A 19637-nucleotide genomic window follows, 5' to 3' on the forward strand; every position below is an offset into this window, starting at 1 on the left:
GGAATTCACCCCCTATTGCGCCCTCATGGACGCACCTGTGCCATCAGCCTTTGTCGGCAGAGATAGATGTTGGCCAGCGCCAAAGCAGTAAACGCCCGCGTGGCGTTCTTCTGCAACCCACGGTAACGCACCTTGCCAAAGCCCCACAGGCGCTTGACCACAGCAAATACATGCTCCACGCGTGAGCGGATCTTGGATTTGTTGCGGTTCTTGGCGCGAATGCCTTCATCGACCACACCAGAGCGGCGACTGCGCTGGTTGGTGAAGTCTTTGGCCTTGGGTGCTGCACTGCGGATCAGCTCCTTCTGGCTGGCGTAGGCACTGTCGCCATAGACGCGTTGCTCCTTGCCATGCAACAAACTGGGCAGTGGGTGTTTGTCATGCACGTTGGCTGCTGTGACCACCGCATGGTGGGCCAGACCACTTTGGCTGTCCACACCGATGTGCAACTTCATGCCAAAGTACCACTGTTGGCCCTTGCGGGTTTGGTGCATGTCCGGGTCGCGCGCCTTATTCGCATTCTTGGTGGAACTCGGTGCACCAATGATGGTGGCGTCCACAATGGTGCCGGTGTTGAGCTTGAAGCCCTTGCTTTGCAAGACAGCGCCTACTTGGGCAAACAGGGCTTGGCCAAGTTTGTGCTTGTTGAGGAGTTTGCGAAAGTTCAACACCGTGGTGGCGTCCGGCACAGATTCACGCCCCAGGTCAATGCCCACGAAGCGACGCAGGCTCACGCTGTCGTACAGAGCTTCTTCACAGGCCAGGTCTGCCAGGTTGAACCAGTGCTGGATGAAGTGGATGCGCAGCATACGCTCAAGCCCGATGGGGGGACGCCCATTACCGGCCTTGGGGTAAAACGGCTCGATGACTTCGCACAGAGCGGCCCAGGGAACGATGACTTCCATGGTCTTCAAGAACTCATCGCGCCGCGTGGGCTTGCGGTAGGTCTCAAAGCTTTGTTGTTCGGCCATGGCCAGAGTTTGTTGTTTCATCTGCATCTCCTGCTTGGGATGCCACGAACCATGCAAGTCATGGGCCAACTGGGGACTTGATCAGTGTTGCCCTAAGTCAGAGATCGCAGATGTGATAGTGAGCGCCGGTCCGTTGGTTGGCGATTTGACCATCAATGCAGTGAAGGAGATTTGCTTATCAGATCGCCACAGCCAGAGTTTGGGGTTCGCCTGATTGATAAGCCTGGAGTCCGGCAGGATCCATTGCCTGTCAAACGAACGGTAACCGTAACGAATAGGTGTAAGCGGGGCGCTGTTGTCATCCGCCACGCTGACCAGTTTCGGCGGCATACCTGCAAGCGGCTTTTCAACGATTTTTCCTACATGCTTGTCGCCAAGCTTGCCTCCACGCATATGCGGGTGGAACAATCTCTCCTTGTCTTCTGGTTTAGCTGCCTGCAGCACCTTCCACCGCCGGACCAACGAGTCGGCATCTGGGGCGATCACCCAGGTGCGCCCCGGCATGACACCCGATCCGTCGTAGTCAAATAACTTCTCAAGCGATACAAAGTCAGCCCACGCTCCGGCGGCAGTTGGTAGAAACGGCGCGCGATCATCTTGCGGACATTGCTGCCAGTCCGGCCCGTCCAGCCGCAGCTGCTGCAAAGCGGCCAGCTTGTCTTTGCGGTGGCCGGCAGGTAGGGCGCGCCAGCGCACCTGGGCCAGCGGTTTTTCAGCCTGCCCAGTTTCGCGCCAACGCGTCGCCATAACGATGCAGATGGGTTGCTGAACGCCCTGAAAGATACGAGTCGACACTTCGGGTTGATACCCTTCGGGTGAACAGTCGATGACCCAAATCTGATGGCAGGTCTGGCGCAACGATTGACGCATGCGCTCAAAACCCGGGCCGCTGAGAAAACCCGCCGCGGTGATGAAGGACACGATGCCACTGCCGCCGCCCGGCTGCTGGCCCGGCAGTTCCTCAAACACTTTGCGGGCTGCCCAGCGCCAGAAATAGATATAGAGGTTACGAAGATGTTTAGAGTGAACGCCCAGACCCCAAGCTTTCGGTGGTTGCCAATCGTCTAGAGGTGCATAGGCACCTTTCGCGCGCTCGTCGCCTTCAACCCAGCCGCCCAAACCCTTGGCTTTGTCTTTGTAAGGAGGATTGCCGATGATCACCGTAATGGGCTGTTCGCGCTTAACCCGATTCGCGGCTTTGCGTTGCTGTCCGATAGCGGCGGTGAATCCGGGGAAAGCACCGCCATCGTCGTTCGGGTTGCCTAAGGTGTCAGTCACGTACATCTGCGGCGCAGTTCTCGGTGGCGCGCCGGTAAGGGTCTGGACCTCGGCGAGCACGCGCAGTTGGGCCACAGCGAATGGACCTAGTTGTAATTCAAACGCGATCAGCCGGCGCAACGCCGCCTCGACGGCGCCCGGCACGGCACCAGCGCCTTCGTCGTTCTCCACTTGTTGCGCCAGGTGGCGCAACACGCCGAGCAGGTAGGTGCCGGTGCCGGTAGCTGGGTCAGCCACGGTGACGCTTTCGGTGCCTAAGCCCCGTGGCAAATCGAAGCCTGGTCCCCGCAAGGCCTGGTCCACCAGGGACACCATAGCCGTGACGACTTGCGGCGGCGTGTAGTAAGAGCCGGTCGCCTTACGGAGGTCGTTGTCGTAGGTTTCTAGAAAGTCTTCATAGAAGTACAGCCAAGCGTCGGACTTGCCTTTGCTGATCTTGGCCCAATTGACGGCATCGAGCACTCGCTCCAGCGTTTGCAGGGCGGTTTGTAGTTCTTGCCGAGTTTCCTTGCTGTCGGTAAGCAGTTGCAGAGCGGCGCCGATTAGCGAGGCGCTGTCTTTCAACTCGTCGGCGACCTTGTGCAGATCGTTTCCAATGGTGATTCCACGGGCGCGAGCCATCAGCAAACCGAAGGTGACGGCTTGGGCATAACCATCGGCAAACTGTTTGTCGCTCGCATGCGGGAAAAGCAAGCCCCGCCAGTCCGTAGCCAGCGAAGTTAGCGCCTCGAATTTTCTACCTAAGGCCTCTGTAACTTCATCGCGTAAAAGACGACAAAGTCGCGCGCTGACCTCGGCCAATTCCTTCGCGCTTGACGGTGGCTTCGGTTGCCATCGCAGGAACAACTCGAACAACTCCACCAGACCCTTGTCGGGCAACAGCTCGTCGCCAGAGGTTTCGATATCGCCATCCAGGCGCACGATGGGATGCGACAGTTCGCCGTTGCGCCAAAGGCTGAAGCTGTTGCCATCGCAGAAGATTAGATTGGGCAGTGATGACAGTTTGGCCCACTGCGCTTTGTCATGAGCCCCTTTGAACTTGCGGGGGTCGGCGCCCTTGCCCGGCGCTTTGAGTTCGACGAATCCGGCCAGCGCTCCGTGCACCGTGACGGCGTAGTCAGGTCGGGTGCGGATTTCTGAAAGTGATGTTTCGCCCACCGCCACCACATTGGTGACCTTGAAGCCGGCCAATACAGCTAGGCGAGATAAGAGCAGCTCAAATGGCGCACGTAATTGATCTTCCGGCTCACCAGTCGCGGACGGGTTGTCCAGCTTGGCTTTGGCCATCGCTCCAAATTCGGCGACAGCATGCTCAACAGTCAAGTCTTTCAAAGGATTTCCCCCATAGTCATGCAAACAAGCCCTGATGCTCCCTGCAATACTGCAATCCGCCGAAGCGCTCGGCTTTGGCCCAGCAGAATTTGCCTTCGGGGAAGCTGATCTTCGCACGGCAATGGGCGCAGATTAGCTTTTTGGCCAATGAGGCATCGGCATCAACGGGCGCAGCTGCTGCAGGGGCGGCAATTGGCGCCGGCGCCGCGGGCTTGGGTATCTGCGCCACCTGCGCCAAATGCGGCTTGGGCTGCATGAAGTCTGGCAGCGCCAGCAAGTCCGCAGGGCGGTGCTGGCGCTTGAGCTTTTCGCCCCATTCCTTGATGGTGTCTGGGCTGCGCACATTGAACAGCGCTTTGAAGATACCGCCCGTGCCAATGCCATCTACCAGCTTTTCATGCCAGGAGGGGAACTGGTCTGCCTTGATGAGAAAGCTGGTGTCAAAGGCCTTGGGATCAGGGCGCTCAAAGATGGCTTGGGGGTGCATCATGACCACGTTGTGAAACTCGGGCAGCTTGTCGGTGCGGGTGCTGATCTCCAGCCGCTCCAGCAGCTTACCCAGGATGCGCGCGTGGCGGCGGCTTTGCTCGTAGGGGGATGGGATGCCGTAACGGTCGCGCCCATAGCGCACGGTGAATTCGCCATGGGCGTTGACTTCCAGGTCGCCCGAGTAGTTCTTGGTCTCGATCAGCACCATGTAGCCGGTGCGGTTGATGACCAGGTGGTCTATCTGGGCCACTTCGCCATCAACAAGAAACCGCAGGTCGTGCAACAACACATTGTTTTGGCCGTCTTTGTAATGCCCATCAAGGTAAAAGGCGGCTGCGCGTTCACCTTCCATTCCAGCTTTGCAGCGGCGCAGTTCGTCGCGTAGCCAGTCTTTTTGGCGGGTGTCCAGCAGGCTGGACTGTTGCAGGTCTTCCAGCAGCGCAAGGCGCTTGCTTTTGTCGTCGGCTGATTTGATCAGCATGGTGTTTATTTCTCCCGTTTGGGAGCAACTATACCGCCACACATGGAGCCCAAGCCGCCCCCGGTTGGACTGTTGTGCCGCAGAGCGTTGTGGGTAAAACCCCAGTGCAGCGGGGCTCACATCGCTACGAGGGCAGTTGCTTGAGCAGCCGGTCAAAGTCGCTTTCAAACAGCTGATCTTGGACGATGCGGTACTTTTCAAACTCGCTTTCCGCATGCGCTTTGGCGATTTCTGCGGACACCTTGCCAGCGTCTTGCAACACACCACGGTCAGTTGCTTCGATGAAGCGGTTTAAACGGGTTTCCCAGTCCTGCATGGTCATCGGTATTTTGCGCAGCGCCATGCTCTCAGCCACGTCCAAATAGGCAGACACCAGCCGCTGCAGCTGAGCAAGTTCGTCGTCTGTGAGGTAGTTCTTGGCAACGGCAACGTCGAATCTCTGGATCTTGCCCGCTGGTGCATCGGTCCAGCTGGTCAGCCCCATGTGTGTCTTGGTGGCATCGGCGCGGTGATAAACCACCTCGGCCGCCGTTTGCCCGTGAATGGCCCAATGCAGCTTGTTTTGCACTGTGGCAAAAAAACGCTTGGTAGCCAGCGCTGTCACGTCATAGTCGATGGAAGTGGCGTAGATGTCGGTGATCTTTTGGTAGAACTTGCGCTCCGAGAGCCGAATCTCACGCACACGGGCAAGCTGCTCTTCGAAGTATTGCTGGGTCAGGACGGAACCGCCGCGCTTGAGGCGCTCGTCGTCCATCGCAAAACCCTTGACAGTGAACGACTCGATGATGCCGGTGGCCCATTTGCGGAACTGCACCGCCCGCTCGGAATTGACCTTGTAGCCCACGGCAATGATGGCGGCGAGGTTGTAGTGCTGTGTGTTGTAGGTTTTGCCGTCGGCGGCAGTTATCCGAAAATTTTGGATAACTGAAGTTGCCTCCAACTCGCTATCGGCAAACACCTTCTTCAGGTGGTAATTGATGGTTCGAACATCCACGTCATAGAGCTGCGCCAGCATCTTCTGCGTGAGCCACACGTTTTCATCGGCATAAACCGCCTCCACGCCCCCCTGGCCACTGGCGGCCACGAAAGTGAGGTATTCAGCCGCTGACGAGCGGATGCGAGAGGCAGCAATAACGGATTTCTTGTTCATGTCGCCTCCTGGCGGTGTGGCTCGTTTCGGGCGGTGAGATGGCAGGCATGGCGCAACAAAAGCTGAAATCCCCCTGCGTCATAGCTTTGCGTGGTGTGCAGAAGTCATCTGACCAAGATGATAACTGTTGTTCTATACAGCACCCAAAGTATCCGTGCAAAACCGCCTTTCAGCCCACTCGACCCAATCGGCCAGACTCAACAGCTTGAGCGCATGTCACCCACAACGACATGTCAACAAAACATGTCCTCGTTTTTGCAATATGGCGACACGAATAAAGCTCATGTCGTTTCTGACGACATGAGCGCGTTCGCCTACCCCCTACCTCCCCTGCAAATACCCCTGCGCAATCGGCTGCAAGGCCGAGGCGGTGATGCCCAGCGAGTCCAGGCCAGGAAACTTGCCAGTGGCCACGTTGGGCACTTTCATCGAGTCGAGGTTGTCGGTGCTCATCACCGGCTCACCCGGCGCCAGCCCCATCAGCTTGGCTTGTATGCGGGCGGCCCAGTCGGGCAGGCCCAACACGGGGCGGCCAAAACCACCGCCCAGGCCCGCCAGCTGGCCGGACAGCTGCACCAGCTGTTTCAGGGTGAACACCTCGGGGCCGACCACTTCGATGGTGCGTGGTGAGGCCGCTTGACTGGCGCCAGCCAGGCAGCGCACCACCGCGCTGGCCACGTCCTGCACCCAGACCGGCTGAAACTGCGCGTTGGCCCCGGCCAGGGGCAGCACCGGGAAGATTTTCTGCAACTTGGCAAACACGTTGAGGAACTTGTCCTGGGCGCCAAAAATCACGCTCGGGCGCAGGATGCTCAGGTCAAACCCGTTGCGGCCCGAGGCATCAGCGCCTGCGCCCACCGCAGCCTGGATCAGCACCGCCTCACCCTCACCTTTGGAACGCAGGTACATCGACGGCAGGGTTTGGGGCTGCAATGCGTCGGTGCCCAGGGCGCTGACATGCACCAGCTGTTTCACACCGTGGGCCAGGCAAGCCTTGGCGATCTTGCGTGGCAGGGTCACATGGGTGCGCTCAAAAGCCGCCTGGTTGCCGTGCAGGATGGCCACCAGGTTGACCACGGCGTCCTGCCCAGCCACCACCTGGGCCAGGGCGGCCTCGTCGTGCACATCACATTCCAGCACGGTCAGGCCAGGCAGGTGCTGGAGTGCGTTGGCATTGCTGCGCCGCCGGGTCGGCAGGGTCACGGCCCAGCCCTCACGCACCAGTTTTTCACACACATGGGCACCTACAAAGCCGGTACCCCCAAGCACAAGGATTTTTTTCATGGCGCGATCATGCGGCAAATACGCGGCTGATTGCGCCCCGGCGCCCAGATAACCCGAAGCGGCGCGTGGGTGCCAGCCGTCTGCCCAGGCTGCGCACCAGAAATGCTCTGCTAAAAATAGCTACTCACCCTGATGACATAAGGGCCAGAGGCCAAAAAGGCGTTAAACCACCACCGGCTCGGGTTCAAGCCAGATGCCAAAGCGCTCGTACACACTGGTCTGGATCGCCTTGGCCAGGGTCATGACCTCGCCACCGGTGGCGCCATCCGGGCCGTCGACCGAGCCACGGTTCACCAGCACCAGCGCCTGTTTCTCGTAGACGCCCGCTTTGCCGACCGACTTGCCGCGCCAGCCGCAGGCGTCGATCAGCCAGCCCGCGGCCAGTTTGAAGCTGCCATCGGCCAGCGGGTAAAACACCACCTTGGGGTCGCGGCCAATGATGTCGGCACATTGCTCGGGTGTCACCGTCGGGTTCTTGAAAAAGCTGCCCGCATTGCCTATCACGGCCGGGTCGGGCAGTTTGGCGCGGCGGATCTCACAAACCCAGTCAAACAGCTGCTGGGCTGTGGGCTGATCCACACCGTGCTCGGCCATTTTTTTCTCGAGGTCCAGGTAACCCAGCACCGGTTTCCAGGGTTTGGGCAGGGCAAAACGCACACGCAGGATCAGCGCTCGGTCTTTGAGGCCAATGGCCTGCTGGCCCGCATCTGGATTGGCTGCACTGCTATGTTTAAAAACAGAGTCACGGTAACCGAAGGCGCATTGGGCGGCATTCAGGGTGAACACCTGACCAGTCACCAGGTCAATCGCGTCGAGCGAGTCAAAGCGGTCCTGCAACTCCACGCCGTAGGCTCCGATGTTCTGCACCGGCGCGGCGCCCACGGTGCCTGGGATCAGCGCCATGTTCTCCAGGCCGGGCCAGCCCTGCGCCAGTGTCCAGGCCACAAAGTCGTGCCAGCTTTCACCGGCACCGGCTTCGACGATGACAGCTTTGTCGGTCTCGGCCACCAGTCGGCGGCCCAAAATCTCGACCTTGAGCACCAGTGGTTTGACATCGCCGGTGAGGATCACATTGCTGCCGCCGCCCAACACAAATTTGGGCTCGCTGGCCCAGAAGGGGTCGGCCAGCAGGGTGCTGATGTCGGCCTGGGTGGTGATGTGGGCCAGCGCGTTGGCTTTGGCCAGGATGTGAAAGCTGTTGTAGGCCTGTAGCGGCACATTGTTCTGAACTAACATGGCGGAATTGTCGAACATTTATTTAGCGAGAACTCCTATGCCCTCTTTTGACACCGTTTGTGAAGCCAAGATGGTGGACGTGAAACACGCCGTGGAAAACACCTCCAAGGAAATTGCCACCCGTTTTGACTTCAAAGGCACGCCCGCCGCTGTTGAACTCAAAGACAAAGAAATCACCCTGATTGGGGACGCCGACTTCCAGCTCACCCAGATCGAGGACATCCTGCGCAACAAACTCACCAAACGCGAGGTGGATGTGCGTTTTCTGGACAAGGGCGACGTCCAGAAAATCGGCGGTGACAAGGTCAAGCAGGTCATCAAGATCCGTGATGGCATCGAGACCGAGCTGGCCAAAAAAATCCAGCGCCTGATCAAGGACAGCAAGATCAAGGTCCAGGCCGCCATCCAGGACGGCAAATTGCGCGTCACTGGCAAAGACCGCGACGACCTGCAGGCCGCCCAAGCCCTGATGAAAAAAGAAGTCACCGACATCCCGCTGAGTTTTGACAACTACCGCGACTGATGAACCCGCTGCTGCACGCCCTGCCCGCCCTGGCCACAGCCTCGCTGCTGTGTGCCGTGGCCTTGCCGGCCGCCGCCCAAAGTGTGGCGCTGGCCGGGCTGCTGGGCAGCAAGGCGCTGCTGGTGATTGACGGCGGCCAGCCGCGCAGCCTGGGTGTGGGTGACACCGTGCAAGGTGTCAAGCTGGTCAGCCTCTCGGGTGACCAGGCCCAGGTGGAAGTGGGTGGCAAACGCCAGACGCTGCGCCTGGGTGGTGCCCCGGCCAGTGTCGGCAGCAGCGGCACTGGGACCGGTGGCAGCCGCATTGTGCTCAGTGCCGACTCGCGCGGCCACTTCATGACGCAGGGTCAGATCAACGGCCACAGCGCCACCATGATGGTCGACACCGGCGCGACCAACGTGGGCATCTCGGTTGCGCAGGCCCAGCAGTTCGGGCTGGACTACAAAAAAGGCCGGCCCCAGGGCATCAGCACCGCCAACGGCGTGATTGCGGCCTGGCGCATCAAACTCGACCGGCTGCGTGTGGGTGATGTGACGCTGTACGACATCGACGCGGTGGTGTCCGACGGCGCCATGCCTTATGTGCTGCTGGGCAACAACTTTTTGGGCCGTTTCCAGATGAACCGCAACAACGACCAGATGGTGCTGGACAAGCGTTTTTGAGCATGGGCCTGATTGTCAAGAACGAGGGTGAATACGAAGACCTGCTGGGCCTGTGGTCGGACCTGGAGTCCGGCCTGGCGGTGGTGTTGACCCACCCCGACAGCGTGCAGGAATTTGCCCAGCGCATCCACCAGTACGACCGCTGGTTACAAGACCTGCTGCAGCAGGACACCGATGTGAGCCTGTACCTGCTGTTTCAGCTGGCCACCAAGTCGCCAGTGGGTTACAGCGCGTCCCACGCGCTGGTGTGTGCGGTCTTGTGTGACCTGATCGCCGCCCACCTGGCACTGCCACGCGCCCAACGCGACAGCCTGGTGCGCGCCGCCCTCACCATGAACGTGGCGATGACGGTGCTGCAGGACGAGATGGCCACCCAGCGCGGCCGCCCGACACGTGAGCAGCAGATCACCATCAACGAACACCCGACCAAAGGCGCCCAGATCCTTGAAAGCAAGGGCATCAGCGACACGTTATGGCTGGAGGTGGTGCGGCAACACCACCAAGAGGACAACTCAGCCCAGACCCTGAGCCAATTGCCACCACAGCGGCGGCTGGCGCACATCCTGCAAGTGGTCGACCGTTACGCCGCGATGATCAGCCCGCGCGAATCGCGCGAGGGCCAAAGCGCCGCCGACTCGGCCCGTAACCTGATCCAAGGGGCCTCGGAGCACAGCGGTGCGGTGGGGCAGGCGCTGGTGCAGATGGTGGGTTTTTGCCCGCCGGGCACCTTTGTCCAGCTCGAAGATGGCCGGGTAGCGATCGTGACCCGGCGCACCCCGCAGGCCAACCAGCCCGATGTGGTGGTGGTGATCGACGCACAGGGCCGGCTGCTGCGCACACCGGTGCGCCATGCCACCTCGGGCCCGGGCGCAGGCATTGCCTCGGCACTGCTGGCCTCGGCCGTGCGTGAACGCATCAACCACCACCTGGTGCTGCAGCTGGGCAGCACCGAGCCTTGACCTGTTTTTGATAGCTAGATGCCCTTTATAAATAAGGGCCAGAGGCCCATTTAACCATGAATACCGCGCCTGCCACCCCACCCTTTCATGAGCCCCGGCTGACCCGTGAGTTACGGGCCCTGCTGGCCAACCAGCGGGCGGCGTCGCTGGGCACCCTCAACAGCGAGGGCAAACCCTTTGTCTCGATGGTGCCGTTTGCGGTGGAGCCCGACAGTGCCAGCCTGGTGATCCATGTCAGCCAGTTGGCGCCCCACACCGGTTTTCTGCTGCGCAACCCGGCGGTCTCGGTGATGGTGATGCAGGCCGAAGTGGCTGGCGAACCGGTGCATGCCTTGCCCCGGATCTCGCTCGACGGTGTGGCCACCCGGCTGGAACCCGGCACCAGCGCCTGGCAAGCCGCCCGCAGCGCCTACCTGGCGCGTTTCCCCGAGGCCGAGCCGATGACCCAGCTCGGTGACTTCAGTTTTGTGGGCATCCGCGTGACGCAGGCGCGTCAGGTCGCGGGTTTTGGTGCGGCCAGGTCGCTGGCCAGCGACGAGATCAGCAGCGTGCTCAGGCCGCTTTAGGCGGGCAAGGCCTGGCCTTCGATGAAGGCCACCATCAAACGCGCCACAGCAGCACCGTCGTGACCCTTGGCCAGGCTCTGGGTGCAGGACTGGTACTTGTCTTCACCCAGCGAGCTGCGGCGTTTGTTGAGCAGGTAAGCGCTGTAATCCACCACAAACTCGGGGTGCGGCTGCACACAGAACACCCGGTCTTCCACCGCAAACGCGGCCACCGGGCAAAACTCACTGGTGGCCAGCAGCCGGGCACCGTCGGGCAGGTCAAACACCTGGTCCTGGTGGCTGGCCAGCAGGGCAATCTGCTCGCGGCCCTGCGCCTGTGGCAGATCAGGCGCCAGCCACTGGTAATCCATGCGCCCGGCACCCCAGCCCTGCGGCGCCCGACCCACACGGGCACCCAGGCACAGCGCAATCAGTTGGTGGCCAAAACAGATGCCAATGAGTTTTTTCTTGGCCTGCAGCAGCTGCTCGACCTTCTGGCGCAGCGCCAGCACCCAGGGCTCTTGTGAGAACGAGTCGGCCTTGCTGCCTGTCAGCAGCACCGCGTCATAAGCATCAAACGACGCGGGGTAGTGCCCCTGCATGGTGTTGAACAGGTCGATCTGGCCCGTGGCACCGGCGTCGCGCAGCAGGCGCTCGGTCATCGCGCCATAACTTTTGTAGGTCGGCTCAACCGCCGGGTCGAGGGTGTCGTTGTCGAGGATGCAGAGTTTCATACTCAGTGTTTTCCGGTGTGTTTGGCCGATGATCCATGCCGGTGATGCGGGTGGCCGCGGTGGGCACCGTGGTCTGGCACAGCGGCAGGTGGCGCGGCTTTTTTGCCCAGCTTCGACTCGGTGCCCTTGATCAGCCGGTTGATGTTTTCAGCATGGCGATAGAGCAGGAACAATGCCATCACCGTGATGCCCACGGTCACGCTGGTGTTCTTGATCCAGAAGGTGTCACCGGCCAACACATACACCACCGGCGCCAGCACCGCAGCGGTGAGCGAGGCCAGCGACGAATACCGGAACCCCAGCGCCATCAGCACCCAGATCAGCAAGGTGGCCAGGCCCAACCAGCCACTCACGCCAAGCAACACACCCAGTGCGGTGGCCACACCCTTGCCCCCCACAAACTTGAAGAACACCGGGTACAGATGCCCCAGAAAAGCCGCCAGCCCGACCATGGCCAGGGTGCCATCGCGCAGGCCATACTGGGGGCCGTAAATGCCCACCAGGAACACCGGCAGCCAGCCCTTGGCAGCATCGAGCAGCAGGGTGATCACTGCTGCTGCCTTGGAGCCAGAGCGCAGCACATTGGTGGCGCCCGGGTTTTTGCTGCCAAAAGTGCGCGGGTCACTCAGGCCCATGACCCGGCTGACAATCACCGCAAACGACAACGAGCCCACCAAGTAGGCAGCCACCACAGCCAAAACTGGCAAAAAGCTTTGCATGGATTCCAAAAAACACTCCTGCTGCCCGCGGGTGCGGGTGTAAATCAGCTATTTTGCCAGCCAGCGCCGGGCTCTGGCCACGCAGCGCAGCTCAGCCCAGCACCTCGGCCAGTGCACACAACACCGGTTTGGCACCCAGCAGGTCCACACACACCTGGGGTGACAGGCCCACCAGATAACCCCGTCGGCCTCCGTTGATCAGGATCTTGGGCAGCGCCAGGATGGTCGACTCGATGAACACCGGCATCTGTTTGCGTGTGCCAAACGGCGAGGTGCCACCCACCAGGTAACCGCTGTGGCGGTTGGCCACCTCGGGTGCACAGGGCTCCACCGTCTTGGCGCCAATCTGACGCGCCAGGTTTTTGGTCGAGACCTTGCGGTTGCCATGCATCAGCACCACCAGGGGTTTGGCGTCCTGGTCTTGCATGATCAGGGTTTTGACCACCGCATAGGGGTCCCAGCCCAGCTCAGACGCGCTGTGCAGGGCACCGCCATGCTCCAGGTAGTCATACGCGTGCTCGGTGAAGGCCACCTTGCTGGCTTTGAGCAGCTGGGTGGCAGGGGTTTCAGAAACGTGGTCTTTTTTGGCCATACAAAAATCGTTGTGTGTTCACATGGCCGGGTCGCGCATCTCCCAGCGGATATCGTCCACCTGGCGCAACACGGTCTCCGACAGCTGCGTGCCCCAGACGGCCACGTTTTCCTCCAGTTGGGCCACCGAGGTCACCCCCAGAATGGTGCTGGCCACTCGCCACTGCTTGTAACAGAAGGCCAGCGCCAGCTGGGTGGGTGTCAGGCCGTGTTCACGCGCCAGCGCGTTGTAACGCAGGGCTGCAGCCTGTGCTGCGGCCCGGCCCCAGCGCTGTTTGCGCATGGACTCAAACTTGGTCAGACGCGCTTCTGCCGGGGCACCCGGGCCGGTCAGGCCGGTGGTGTCGTATTTGCCAGTGAGCAGACCAAACGACAGCGGCGAGTAGGCCAGCAGCGAGACATTCAGGCGGTAAAGGGTTTCGTCCAGCGCGTTTTCCACACTGCGGTTGAGCAGGTGGTAGGCATTTTGCACGGTGGCAATGCGCGGCAGGCCGTGTTGTTCGGCCAGGCGCACAAACTCGTGCACGCCATACGGTGTTTCGTTGGACAAGCCCACCGCACGCACCTTGCCCGCTTTCACCAAGGTGCCCAGCGCCTCCAGCTGGGCGTGGATGGACGTACCCTCGTTCTCGCTCGGGTTGAAATACAGGCCACCAAACATGGGCACACTGCGCACCGGCCAATGGATCTGGTAGAGGTCGATCACATCGGTCTGCAAGCGCTTGAGGCTGGCGTCGCAGGCGGCAATGATGTCGGCACCGGTCAGGTCAGCGCTGCCACCACGCACCCAGGGCATGGAGCGGCTGGGCCCGGCCACCTTGGTCGCCAGCACCAGCCGTTGGCGCACACCGGGGCGCTGGCTGAGCCAGTGGCCAATGATTGTTTCGGTCGCGGTGTAGGTTTCGGCACGCGCGGGCACCGCGTACATCTCGGCGGTGTCGATGAAGTTGATGCCCAGCTCAAGCGCGCGGTCCAGGATGGCAAAAGCGGTAGCTTGATCGACCTGTTCACCAAAGGTCATGGTGCCCAGACAGATGGGCGAGACAGACAGGTCGCTAGAGCCAAGTTGCACAGATTTCATAGGTAACACAGAGGGTAGAGAGCCAAAACGAAAAGTGTAAGCTCAAGCCATGGCACACACCGGTCATCGGGTTGTTGACGCCCAAAAGAACCGACCTGACTCCCTATCATCCACCCCATGTACGCTATCCAGAACATCCCCCGAAGCCACTTTGTCCCGATCCGCACCCTGAGCTATCACGTGCGTCTGTGGGGCCAGCCACAGCCTGGCCAGACGCCGCTGGTGTTGTTACACGGCTGGATGGACGTAGGCGCGAGTTTCCAGTTTGTGGTGGACGCGCTGGCGCAGGACCACTTCATCATCGCGCCCGACTGGCGTGGTTTTGGGCTGACCGCCTCCAACGGTGCCGACAGCTTCTGGTACCCCGACTACCTGGCCGATCTGGACGCGCTGCTGGATCACTTTTCGCCCAACGACCCGGTGCATCTGGTGGGCCACAGCATGGGCGCCAACATTGCGATGTTGTACGCCGGCATTCGCCCGGCGCGGGTGCGCCGCCTGGTCAATCTGGAGGGTTTTGGCCTGCCTGCCACCCAGCCGGAGCAGGCCACCGAACGTTTCACCCAGTGGCTGGACCAGCTCAAGGTACCGCACGCCACACAGCTCAAGACCTACCCCTCGCTGGACGCTGTGGCGGCCCGCCTGATCAAAAACAACCCGCGCCTGAGCCCCGACAAGGCGCAGTGGCTGGCTGGCCACTGGTCGGTGGAGGCCACGCCGGGCCACTGGCAAATCCTGGCCGAGGCCGCCCACAAGCTGACCAACCCGCAGCTCTACCGGGTGGACGAGGTGGCCAGCGTGCACCGCCAGATCACGGCGCCCACCCTGATGGTCGAGGCCGAGGACGATGGCATTGCCCTGTTCTGGAAGGGCAAATTCACCCTGGCCGAGCACCGCCAGCGCCTGCAAGCCGTGCCCGACATCCGCGTGCAGGTGTTGCCCGACTGTGGCCACATGCTGCACCATGACCAGCCCCAAGCGGTGGCCGCTTTGATCGAAGCGTTCCTCAGGTAGCCCGGCGTGAGAAAATAGCGGGTTATTCGCCGAACAGACACACACAGGACACCTCAATCATGGAAGCAGAACGCATCAACGCCATTGGCAACCTCCTCGCTGACCTCAGCGCCCGTGCCCTTGATTTACGGGGGTATCTTTGACTTCGATGCCAAATTCGAACGTCTGAGAACCGTCAACGCCAGCCTGGAAGACCCCACGGTCTGGAATGACCCCAAACGCGCCCAGGAGCTGGGCAAAGAGAAAAAACTGCTCGACGGTGTGGTCGTCACCCTGACCGACCTGCAAAGCAACCTGGCCGACAACACTGAGTTGTTCGAGATGAGCCGCGACGACAACGACGAAGCCGGTCTGATCACCATCGAAGAAGACGCAGCGCGCCTGGAAGAGATCGTCAAGGGTCTGGAATTCCGCCGTATGTTCAACAACCCGGCCGACCCGCTGAACTGTTTTGTCGACATCCAGGCCGGCGCCGGTGGCACCGAAGCCTGCGACTGGGCCAGCATGTTGCTGCGCCAGTACCTGCGTTATTGCGAACGCAAGGGCTTCAAGACCGAGATCGAAGACGAAACCGCAGGCGACACCGCAGGCATCAAGGGCGCCTCGTTCAAGGTTGAGGGGGAATACGCCTTTGGCCTGCTGCGCACCGAAACCGGTGTGCACCGCCTGGTGCGCAAGAGCCCGTTTGACTCCTCAGGTGGCCGCCACACCAGCTTTGCCAGCGTGTTTGTTTACCCCGAGATCGACGACTCGATCGAGATCGAGATCAATCCGAGCGACGTGCGCGTGGACACCTTCCGCGCCAGCGGCGCCGGTGGTCAGCACATCAACAAGACCGACTCGGCGGTGCGCCTGACGCACATCCCGACCGGCATCGTGGTGCAGTGCCAGGACGGGCGCAGCCAGCACAGCAACCGCGACGTGGCCTGGAAACGCCTGCGTAGCCGCCTGTATGACTTTGAGCTGCGCAAACAGCAGGAAGCCCAGCAAAAGCTCGAAGACACCAAGACCGACGTGGGCTGGGGCCACCAGATCCGTTCTTATGTGCTGGACAACAGCCGCATCAAGGACCTGCGCACCAACTTTGAGACCTCGGCCACCCAGAAGGTGCTCGACGGTGACCTGGACCCCTTCATCGAAGCCTCTTTGAAGCAAGGCGTGTGATGCAGGACGCTATGACTTGCGAAGCTGCCAGCCCAATATCCAAAAGGGCTGGCGTGGTTTCTGGCTTGATCTTCGACATGGACGGCACGATGATCAACTCGATGCCCAGCCATGCCCAGAGCTGGGTCGAGTTCTGCCGCCGCCACGATATCCAGATCGATCTGGCCGACCTGATGCGCCGCACCACCGGGCGCACCGGTGCCGAATGTATGCGTGAGCTGTTCCAGCGCGAGATGTCCGACGACGAGGCCTGGGCCTACATCGCCATCAAAGAGCAGCTCTACCGCGACCTGTTTGGCCCGGTATTTGAGGAAATTCCTGGCTTCACACAGTTTGCCGCGCTGGCCCTGCATCACGGCCTCAAATTGGGTGTGGGCACCGCCGGTGATCGCCACAACATCGCTTTTGCAATGCAGCGCCTGCAGCTGCCAGTGCCACCCCACGCGATGGTGGGCGGTGACGAGGGCTTGCCAGGCAAACCGCAACCCGCTATATTTTTAGAAGCTGCCAGGCGAATGGGTATCAGGCCTGAAGACTGTATTGTCTTTGAAGATGCGCCACTGGGCATTGAGGCCGCGCGCCGCGCTGGCATGCGTGCTGTGGCGATCTGCAGCGGCCACAGCGCCGACGAACTGGCCGGGCCGCATGTGATTGCGTCCGCCAAGAATTACCTTGAACTGATCGACTCACATTTCCTGGAGACATTACATGTTGCAACTGCTTGAAGCATCGGGGGCGGCCACCACCGTGCGCCGCGCCGACTACTCGGCCCCGGCGTTCTGGATCGACACCGTGGCGCTGACCTTTGATTTGGACCCGGCCAAGACCCGCGTCCTCAACAAGATGACGCTGCGCCGCAACCCCGAGGTGCCCGCACAAGCCTTGCGCCTGGACGGTGACGAGCTGAACCTGGCGCGCGTGCTGATCAACGGCGCCGGTTGCTCGTTCAAGATGGACGGCAACCAGCTGGTGCTGGAGAACCTGCCACAAGAAGGCGCGTTTGAGCTGGAGATCTTCACCACCTGCGCCCCCATCAAAAACACCAAGCTGATGGGCCTGTACGTCAGCAACGACTCGTTCTTCACCCAGTGTGAGGCCGAGGGTTTCCGGCGCATCACCTACTTCATGGACCGCCCGGACGTGATGGCCAGCTACAGCGTGACGCTGCGCGCTGACAAGGCCAAATACCCGGTGCTGCTGTCCAACGGCAACCTGGTCGAGCAAGGTGATCTGGAAGACGGCCGCCATTTCGCGCGCTGGGTCGACCCGCACAAAAAACCCTGCTACCTGTTCGCCCTGGTGGCAGGCAAGCTGGTGGCGCGTGAACAACGCATCGTGGCACGCAACGGCAAAGAGCATTTGCTGCAGGTCTATGTGCGCCCCGGCGACATGGACAAGACCGAACACGCGATGCAATCGCTGATCAACTCGGTGATCTGGGACGAAGCCCGCTTTGGCCTGCCGCTGGATCTGGAGCGTTTCATGATCGTCGCCACCAGCGACTTCAACATGGGCGCGATGGAGAACAAGGGCCTCAACATCTTCAACACCAAGTACGTGTTGGCCAACCAGGCCACCGCTACCGATGTCGACTTTGCCAACATCGAGTCGGTCGTTGGCCACGAGTACTTCCACAACTGGACCGGCAACCGCATCACCTGCCGCGATTGGTTCCAACTGAGCCTGAAAGAAGGTCTGACCGTGTTCCGCGACCAGGAATTCAGCATGGACCTGTGTGCCGAGCCGTCTGCCCGCGCGGTCAAACGCATCGAGGACGTGCGCGTGTTGCGCACCGCGCAGTTCCCCGAAGATGCGGGCCCGATGGCCCACCCGGTGCGGCCTGACAGCTACATCGAGATCAACAACTTCTACACCGTCACCATCTACGAAAAAGGTGCCGAGGTGGTGCGCATGATGCAAACCCTGGTGGGAAGAAGCGGTTTTGCCAAAGGCATGGCGCTGTACTTCGAGCGTTTTGACGGCCAGGCCGTCACCTGTGACGACTTCGCCCAGGCTGTGGCCGACGCCAACCCCGACTCAGCTCTGGCCAAACTGTTGCCGCAGTTCAAGCGCTGGTACAGCCAGGCGGGCACACCGCGCCTGCAAGCGCGTGGCGACTACAACGCGGCTGAGCGCACCTACACCCTGAGTTTTAGCCAAAGCTGCCCAGCCACGCCGGGCCAGGACAACAAAGAGCCGTTTGTGATCCCGGTCCAACTGGGCCTGGTGGGTGCCAGTGGCGCCGCTCTGCCCCTGCACATCCAGAGCGACCTGGCCAGTGTGGGTGACAGCCACCTGCTGGTGCTGACCCAGGCCAGCGAGTCGATCACCTTTGAGAACGTCAACGAAGAGCCGGTGCCCTCGATCCTGCGCGGTTTCAGCGCACCGGTGATCCTGGACTTTGACTACACCGACGCCCAGTTGCTGACCCTGCTGGCGCACGACCACGACCCGTTCAACCGCTGGGAAGCCGGCCAACGCCTTGCCCTGCGCAGCGCTATTCAATCCATAGTGGACAGCCCAGACGGAATAAGGGCTAAAGGCCTGAATCATGCTTATGTCGAGGCCATGCGCGCCGTGCTGCGCCACCCGACACTGGACGCCGCGTTCAAGGAACTGGTGCTGACCCTGCCCTCTGAGACCTACATCGCCGAACAGCTCGACGTGGTCGACCCGCAGCGTGTACACGCGGTGCGTGAAGCCATGCGCGAGCAACTGGCGCGCGAACTGTTGGCAGACTGGGAATGGGCGTTTGAGACCCACAAGGCCAACGGCAGCTACCGCCCCGACACGCTGTCAAGCGGCCGCCGCGCGCTGGCGGGCCTGGCGCTCAACTACCTGTGCCTGGCCGCACGCAGCTCGGAAGACACGGTCTGGCCCGGCAAGGCCTACCAGCGCTTCAAGGACGCTGACAACATGACCGACCGGCTCAATGCCTTGTCTGCCCTGGTGCACAGCGGCCACGAGCTGGCCAAACCCGCGCTGGCACGCTTCCACAGCCTGTTCAAGGGTGAGGAGCTGGTGCTGGACAAATGGTTTGCGCTGCAAGCCGGTTGCTGTGACCGCGGTGGCCAGGTGCTGCCTGCGGTGCGCGCGCTCATGAAACACGCCGACTTCAACCTCAAAAACCCGAACCGCGCGCGCAGCGTGATCTTCAGCTACTGCAGCGCCAACCCCGGCGCCTTCCACCGCGGTGATGCAGCGGGTTACGTGTTCTGGAGTGAACAGGTGCTGGAGTTGGACACCATCAACCCACAGGTCGCCGCCCGCCTGGCGCGTGCGCTGGACCGCTGGAAAAAGCTGGCCGAGCCCTTCAAGACCGCCGCCCACGAAGCCCTGAAACGGGTGGCTGCCAAGGCGGACCTGAGCAACGACGTGCGCGAGGTGATCTCACGCGCCCTGGCCGATTGATCCACCCCGGGAG

At 61.3% G+C, this 19637-nt stretch carries 18 protein-coding genes; 8 read left to right on the forward strand and 10 right to left on the reverse strand.

Going from position 1 to position 19637, the window contains the following annotated elements; translation table 11 throughout:
- Window positions 1–23 precede the first annotated feature (23 nt).
- The 6 genes from RF819_RS18505 to murB form a co-directional block, all read right to left on the reverse strand.
- Window positions 24–992 (reverse strand): IS5 family transposase, encoded by a 969-nt coding sequence (locus RF819_RS18505; protein ID WP_078366726.1) that lies wholly within the window; start codon window positions 990–992, stop codon window positions 24–26.
- Window positions 993–1052: 60 nt separating this feature from the next.
- Window positions 1053–3581 (reverse strand): type ISP restriction/modification enzyme, encoded by a 2529-nt coding sequence (locus RF819_RS18510; protein ID WP_200224396.1) that lies wholly within the window; start codon window positions 3579–3581, stop codon window positions 1053–1055.
- A gap of 16 nt (window positions 3582–3597) precedes the next feature.
- Window positions 3598–4551 carry a nuclease-related domain-containing protein gene (locus tag RF819_RS18515; protein WP_078366320.1) on the reverse strand — a complete coding sequence of 318 codons (954 nt, stop codon included), beginning with the start codon at window positions 4549–4551 and terminating at the stop codon, window positions 3598–3600.
- 124 nt (window positions 4552–4675) lie between these two features.
- On the reverse strand, window positions 4676–5701 hold the full coding sequence (locus RF819_RS18520; RefSeq protein WP_078366321.1) for a virulence RhuM family protein: 1026 nt from the start codon (window positions 5699–5701) through the stop codon (window positions 4676–4678).
- Between the two features lie 321 nt (window positions 5702–6022).
- Complete coding sequence (locus tag RF819_RS18525; protein ID WP_078366322.1) at window positions 6023–6985, reverse strand: complex I NDUFA9 subunit family protein; 963 nt, start codon at window positions 6983–6985, stop codon at window positions 6023–6025.
- 162 nt (window positions 6986–7147) lie between these two features.
- Complete coding sequence (gene murB, locus RF819_RS18530; protein WP_078366323.1) at window positions 7148–8221, reverse strand: UDP-N-acetylmuramate dehydrogenase; 1074 nt, start codon at window positions 8219–8221, stop codon at window positions 7148–7150.
- 37 nt (window positions 8222–8258) lie between these two features.
- Here murB and RF819_RS18535 point away from each other — a divergent pair, with 37 nt between their 5' ends.
- The 4 genes from RF819_RS18535 to RF819_RS18550 are packed head-to-tail and all read left to right on the forward strand — an operon-like array spanning window position 8259 to window position 10931.
- The gene (locus RF819_RS18535) at window positions 8259–8744 is read left to right on the forward strand and encodes a YajQ family cyclic di-GMP-binding protein (RefSeq protein ID WP_078366324.1); all 486 of its coding nucleotides are present in this window, start codon (window positions 8259–8261) and stop codon (window positions 8742–8744) included.
- The gene (locus RF819_RS18540) at window positions 8744–9406 is read left to right on the forward strand and encodes a TIGR02281 family clan AA aspartic protease (protein WP_143541764.1); all 663 of its coding nucleotides are present in this window, start codon (window positions 8744–8746) and stop codon (window positions 9404–9406) included. Before RF819_RS18535 ends, RF819_RS18540 begins: the two co-directional genes overlap by 1 nt.
- 2 nt (window positions 9407–9408) lie before the next feature.
- Complete coding sequence (locus tag RF819_RS18545; RefSeq protein ID WP_242473212.1) at window positions 9409–10365, forward strand: HD-GYP domain-containing protein; 957 nt, start codon at window positions 9409–9411, stop codon at window positions 10363–10365.
- A 56-nt stretch (window positions 10366–10421) separates the two neighbouring features.
- Window positions 10422–10931: a HugZ family pyridoxamine 5'-phosphate oxidase gene (locus RF819_RS18550; protein ID WP_078366325.1), complete on the forward strand. Its 510-nt coding sequence runs from the start codon at window positions 10422–10424 to the stop codon at window positions 10929–10931.
- On the opposite strand, the gene RF819_RS18555 is transcribed toward RF819_RS18550, so the two are convergent.
- The 4 genes from RF819_RS18555 to RF819_RS18570 form a co-directional block, all read right to left on the reverse strand.
- On the reverse strand, window positions 10928–11644 hold the full coding sequence (locus tag RF819_RS18555; RefSeq protein WP_078366326.1) for an amidotransferase: 717 nt from the start codon (window positions 11642–11644) through the stop codon (window positions 10928–10930). The genes RF819_RS18550 and RF819_RS18555 overlap by 4 nt on opposite strands.
- 2 nt (window positions 11645–11646) lie before the next feature.
- Window positions 11647–12363, reverse strand: a complete 717-nt coding sequence (plsY, locus tag RF819_RS18560) for a glycerol-3-phosphate 1-O-acyltransferase PlsY (RefSeq protein WP_078366327.1) — start codon at window positions 12361–12363, stop codon at window positions 11647–11649.
- A 91-nt stretch (window positions 12364–12454) separates the two neighbouring features.
- Complete coding sequence (locus RF819_RS18565) at window positions 12455–12955, reverse strand: aminoacyl-tRNA deacylase (RefSeq protein ID WP_078366328.1); 501 nt, start codon at window positions 12953–12955, stop codon at window positions 12455–12457.
- 18 nt (window positions 12956–12973) lie between these two features.
- Complete coding sequence (locus tag RF819_RS18570; RefSeq protein WP_078366329.1) at window positions 12974–14035, reverse strand: aldo/keto reductase; 1062 nt, start codon at window positions 14033–14035, stop codon at window positions 12974–12976.
- A gap of 117 nt (window positions 14036–14152) precedes the next feature.
- Here RF819_RS18570 and RF819_RS18575 point away from each other — a divergent pair, with 117 nt between their 5' ends.
- The 4 genes from RF819_RS18575 to pepN all read left to right on the forward strand — a co-directional run bounded on the left by RF819_RS18575 (window position 14153) and on the right by pepN (window position 19624).
- Entirely contained in the window at window positions 14153–15049 is an 897-nt protein-coding gene (locus RF819_RS18575; RefSeq protein ID WP_078366330.1) for an alpha/beta fold hydrolase, read from the forward strand.
- A 59-nt stretch (window positions 15050–15108) separates the two neighbouring features.
- Window positions 15109–16213, forward strand: a protein-coding gene (prfB, locus tag RF819_RS21150; protein ID WP_143541765.1) for a peptide chain release factor 2 whose coding sequence is annotated in 2 segments (ribosomal slippage) — window positions 15109–15189 and window positions 15191–16213 — 1104 coding nt in all. Because the reading frame shifts where the segments join, the coding sequence is not laid out codon by codon here.
- A gap of 11 nt (window positions 16214–16224) precedes the next feature.
- The gene (locus tag RF819_RS18580; RefSeq protein ID WP_143541766.1) at window positions 16225–16938 is read left to right on the forward strand and encodes an HAD family hydrolase; all 714 of its coding nucleotides are present in this window, start codon (window positions 16225–16227) and stop codon (window positions 16936–16938) included.
- Entirely contained in the window at window positions 16922–19624 is a 2703-nt protein-coding gene (gene pepN, locus RF819_RS18585; protein ID WP_078366331.1) for an aminopeptidase N, read from the forward strand. The genes RF819_RS18580 and pepN overlap by 17 nt, the downstream gene beginning before the upstream one ends.
- The last annotated feature ends 13 nt before the right edge of the window (window positions 19625–19637 follow it).

The sequence above is a fragment of the Rhodoferax fermentans genome, assembly GCF_002017865.1.
GTDB lineage: Bacteria > Pseudomonadota > Gammaproteobacteria > Burkholderiales > Burkholderiaceae_C > Rhodoferax > Rhodoferax fermentans.

Bases quoted from the DNA above. Each gene is read 5' to 3' on its own strand.
- RF819_RS18505 (WP_078366726.1), bottom strand. From the start codon at position 992: ATGAAACAACAAACTCTGGCCATGGCCGAACAACAAAGCTTTGAGACC.
- RF819_RS18515 (WP_078366320.1), bottom strand. From the start codon at position 4,551: ATGCTGATCAAATCAGCCGACGACAAAAGCAAGCGCCTTGCGCTGCTG.
- RF819_RS18520 (WP_078366321.1), bottom strand. From the start codon at position 5,701: ATGAACAAGAAATCCGTTATTGCTGCCTCTCGCATCCGCTCGTCAGCG.
- RF819_RS18525 (WP_078366322.1), bottom strand. From the start codon at position 6,985: ATGAAAAAAATCCTTGTGCTTGGGGGTACCGGCTTTGTAGGTGCCCAT.
- murB (WP_078366323.1), bottom strand. From the start codon at position 8,221: ATGTTAGTTCAGAACAATGTGCCGCTACAGGCCTACAACAGCTTTCAC.
- RF819_RS18535 (WP_078366324.1), top strand. From the start codon at position 8,259: ATGCCCTCTTTTGACACCGTTTGTGAAGCCAAGATGGTGGACGTGAAA.
- RF819_RS18540 (WP_143541764.1), top strand. From the start codon at position 8,744: ATGAACCCGCTGCTGCACGCCCTGCCCGCCCTGGCCACAGCCTCGCTG.
- RF819_RS18545 (WP_242473212.1), top strand. From the start codon at position 9,409: ATGGGCCTGATTGTCAAGAACGAGGGTGAATACGAAGACCTGCTGGGC.
- RF819_RS18550 (WP_078366325.1), top strand. From the start codon at position 10,422: ATGAATACCGCGCCTGCCACCCCACCCTTTCATGAGCCCCGGCTGACC.
- RF819_RS18555 (WP_078366326.1), bottom strand. From the start codon at position 11,644: ATGAAACTCTGCATCCTCGACAACGACACCCTCGACCCGGCGGTTGAG.
- plsY (WP_078366327.1), bottom strand. From the start codon at position 12,363: ATGCAAAGCTTTTTGCCAGTTTTGGCTGTGGTGGCTGCCTACTTGGTG.
- RF819_RS18565 (WP_078366328.1), bottom strand. From the start codon at position 12,955: ATGGCCAAAAAAGACCACGTTTCTGAAACCCCTGCCACCCAGCTGCTC.
- RF819_RS18570 (WP_078366329.1), bottom strand. From the start codon at position 14,035: ATGAAATCTGTGCAACTTGGCTCTAGCGACCTGTCTGTCTCGCCCATC.
- RF819_RS18575 (WP_078366330.1), top strand. From the start codon at position 14,153: ATGTACGCTATCCAGAACATCCCCCGAAGCCACTTTGTCCCGATCCGC.
- RF819_RS18580 (WP_143541766.1), top strand. From the start codon at position 16,225: ATGACTTGCGAAGCTGCCAGCCCAATATCCAAAAGGGCTGGCGTGGTT.
- pepN (WP_078366331.1), top strand. From the start codon at position 16,922: ATGTTGCAACTGCTTGAAGCATCGGGGGCGGCCACCACCGTGCGCCGC.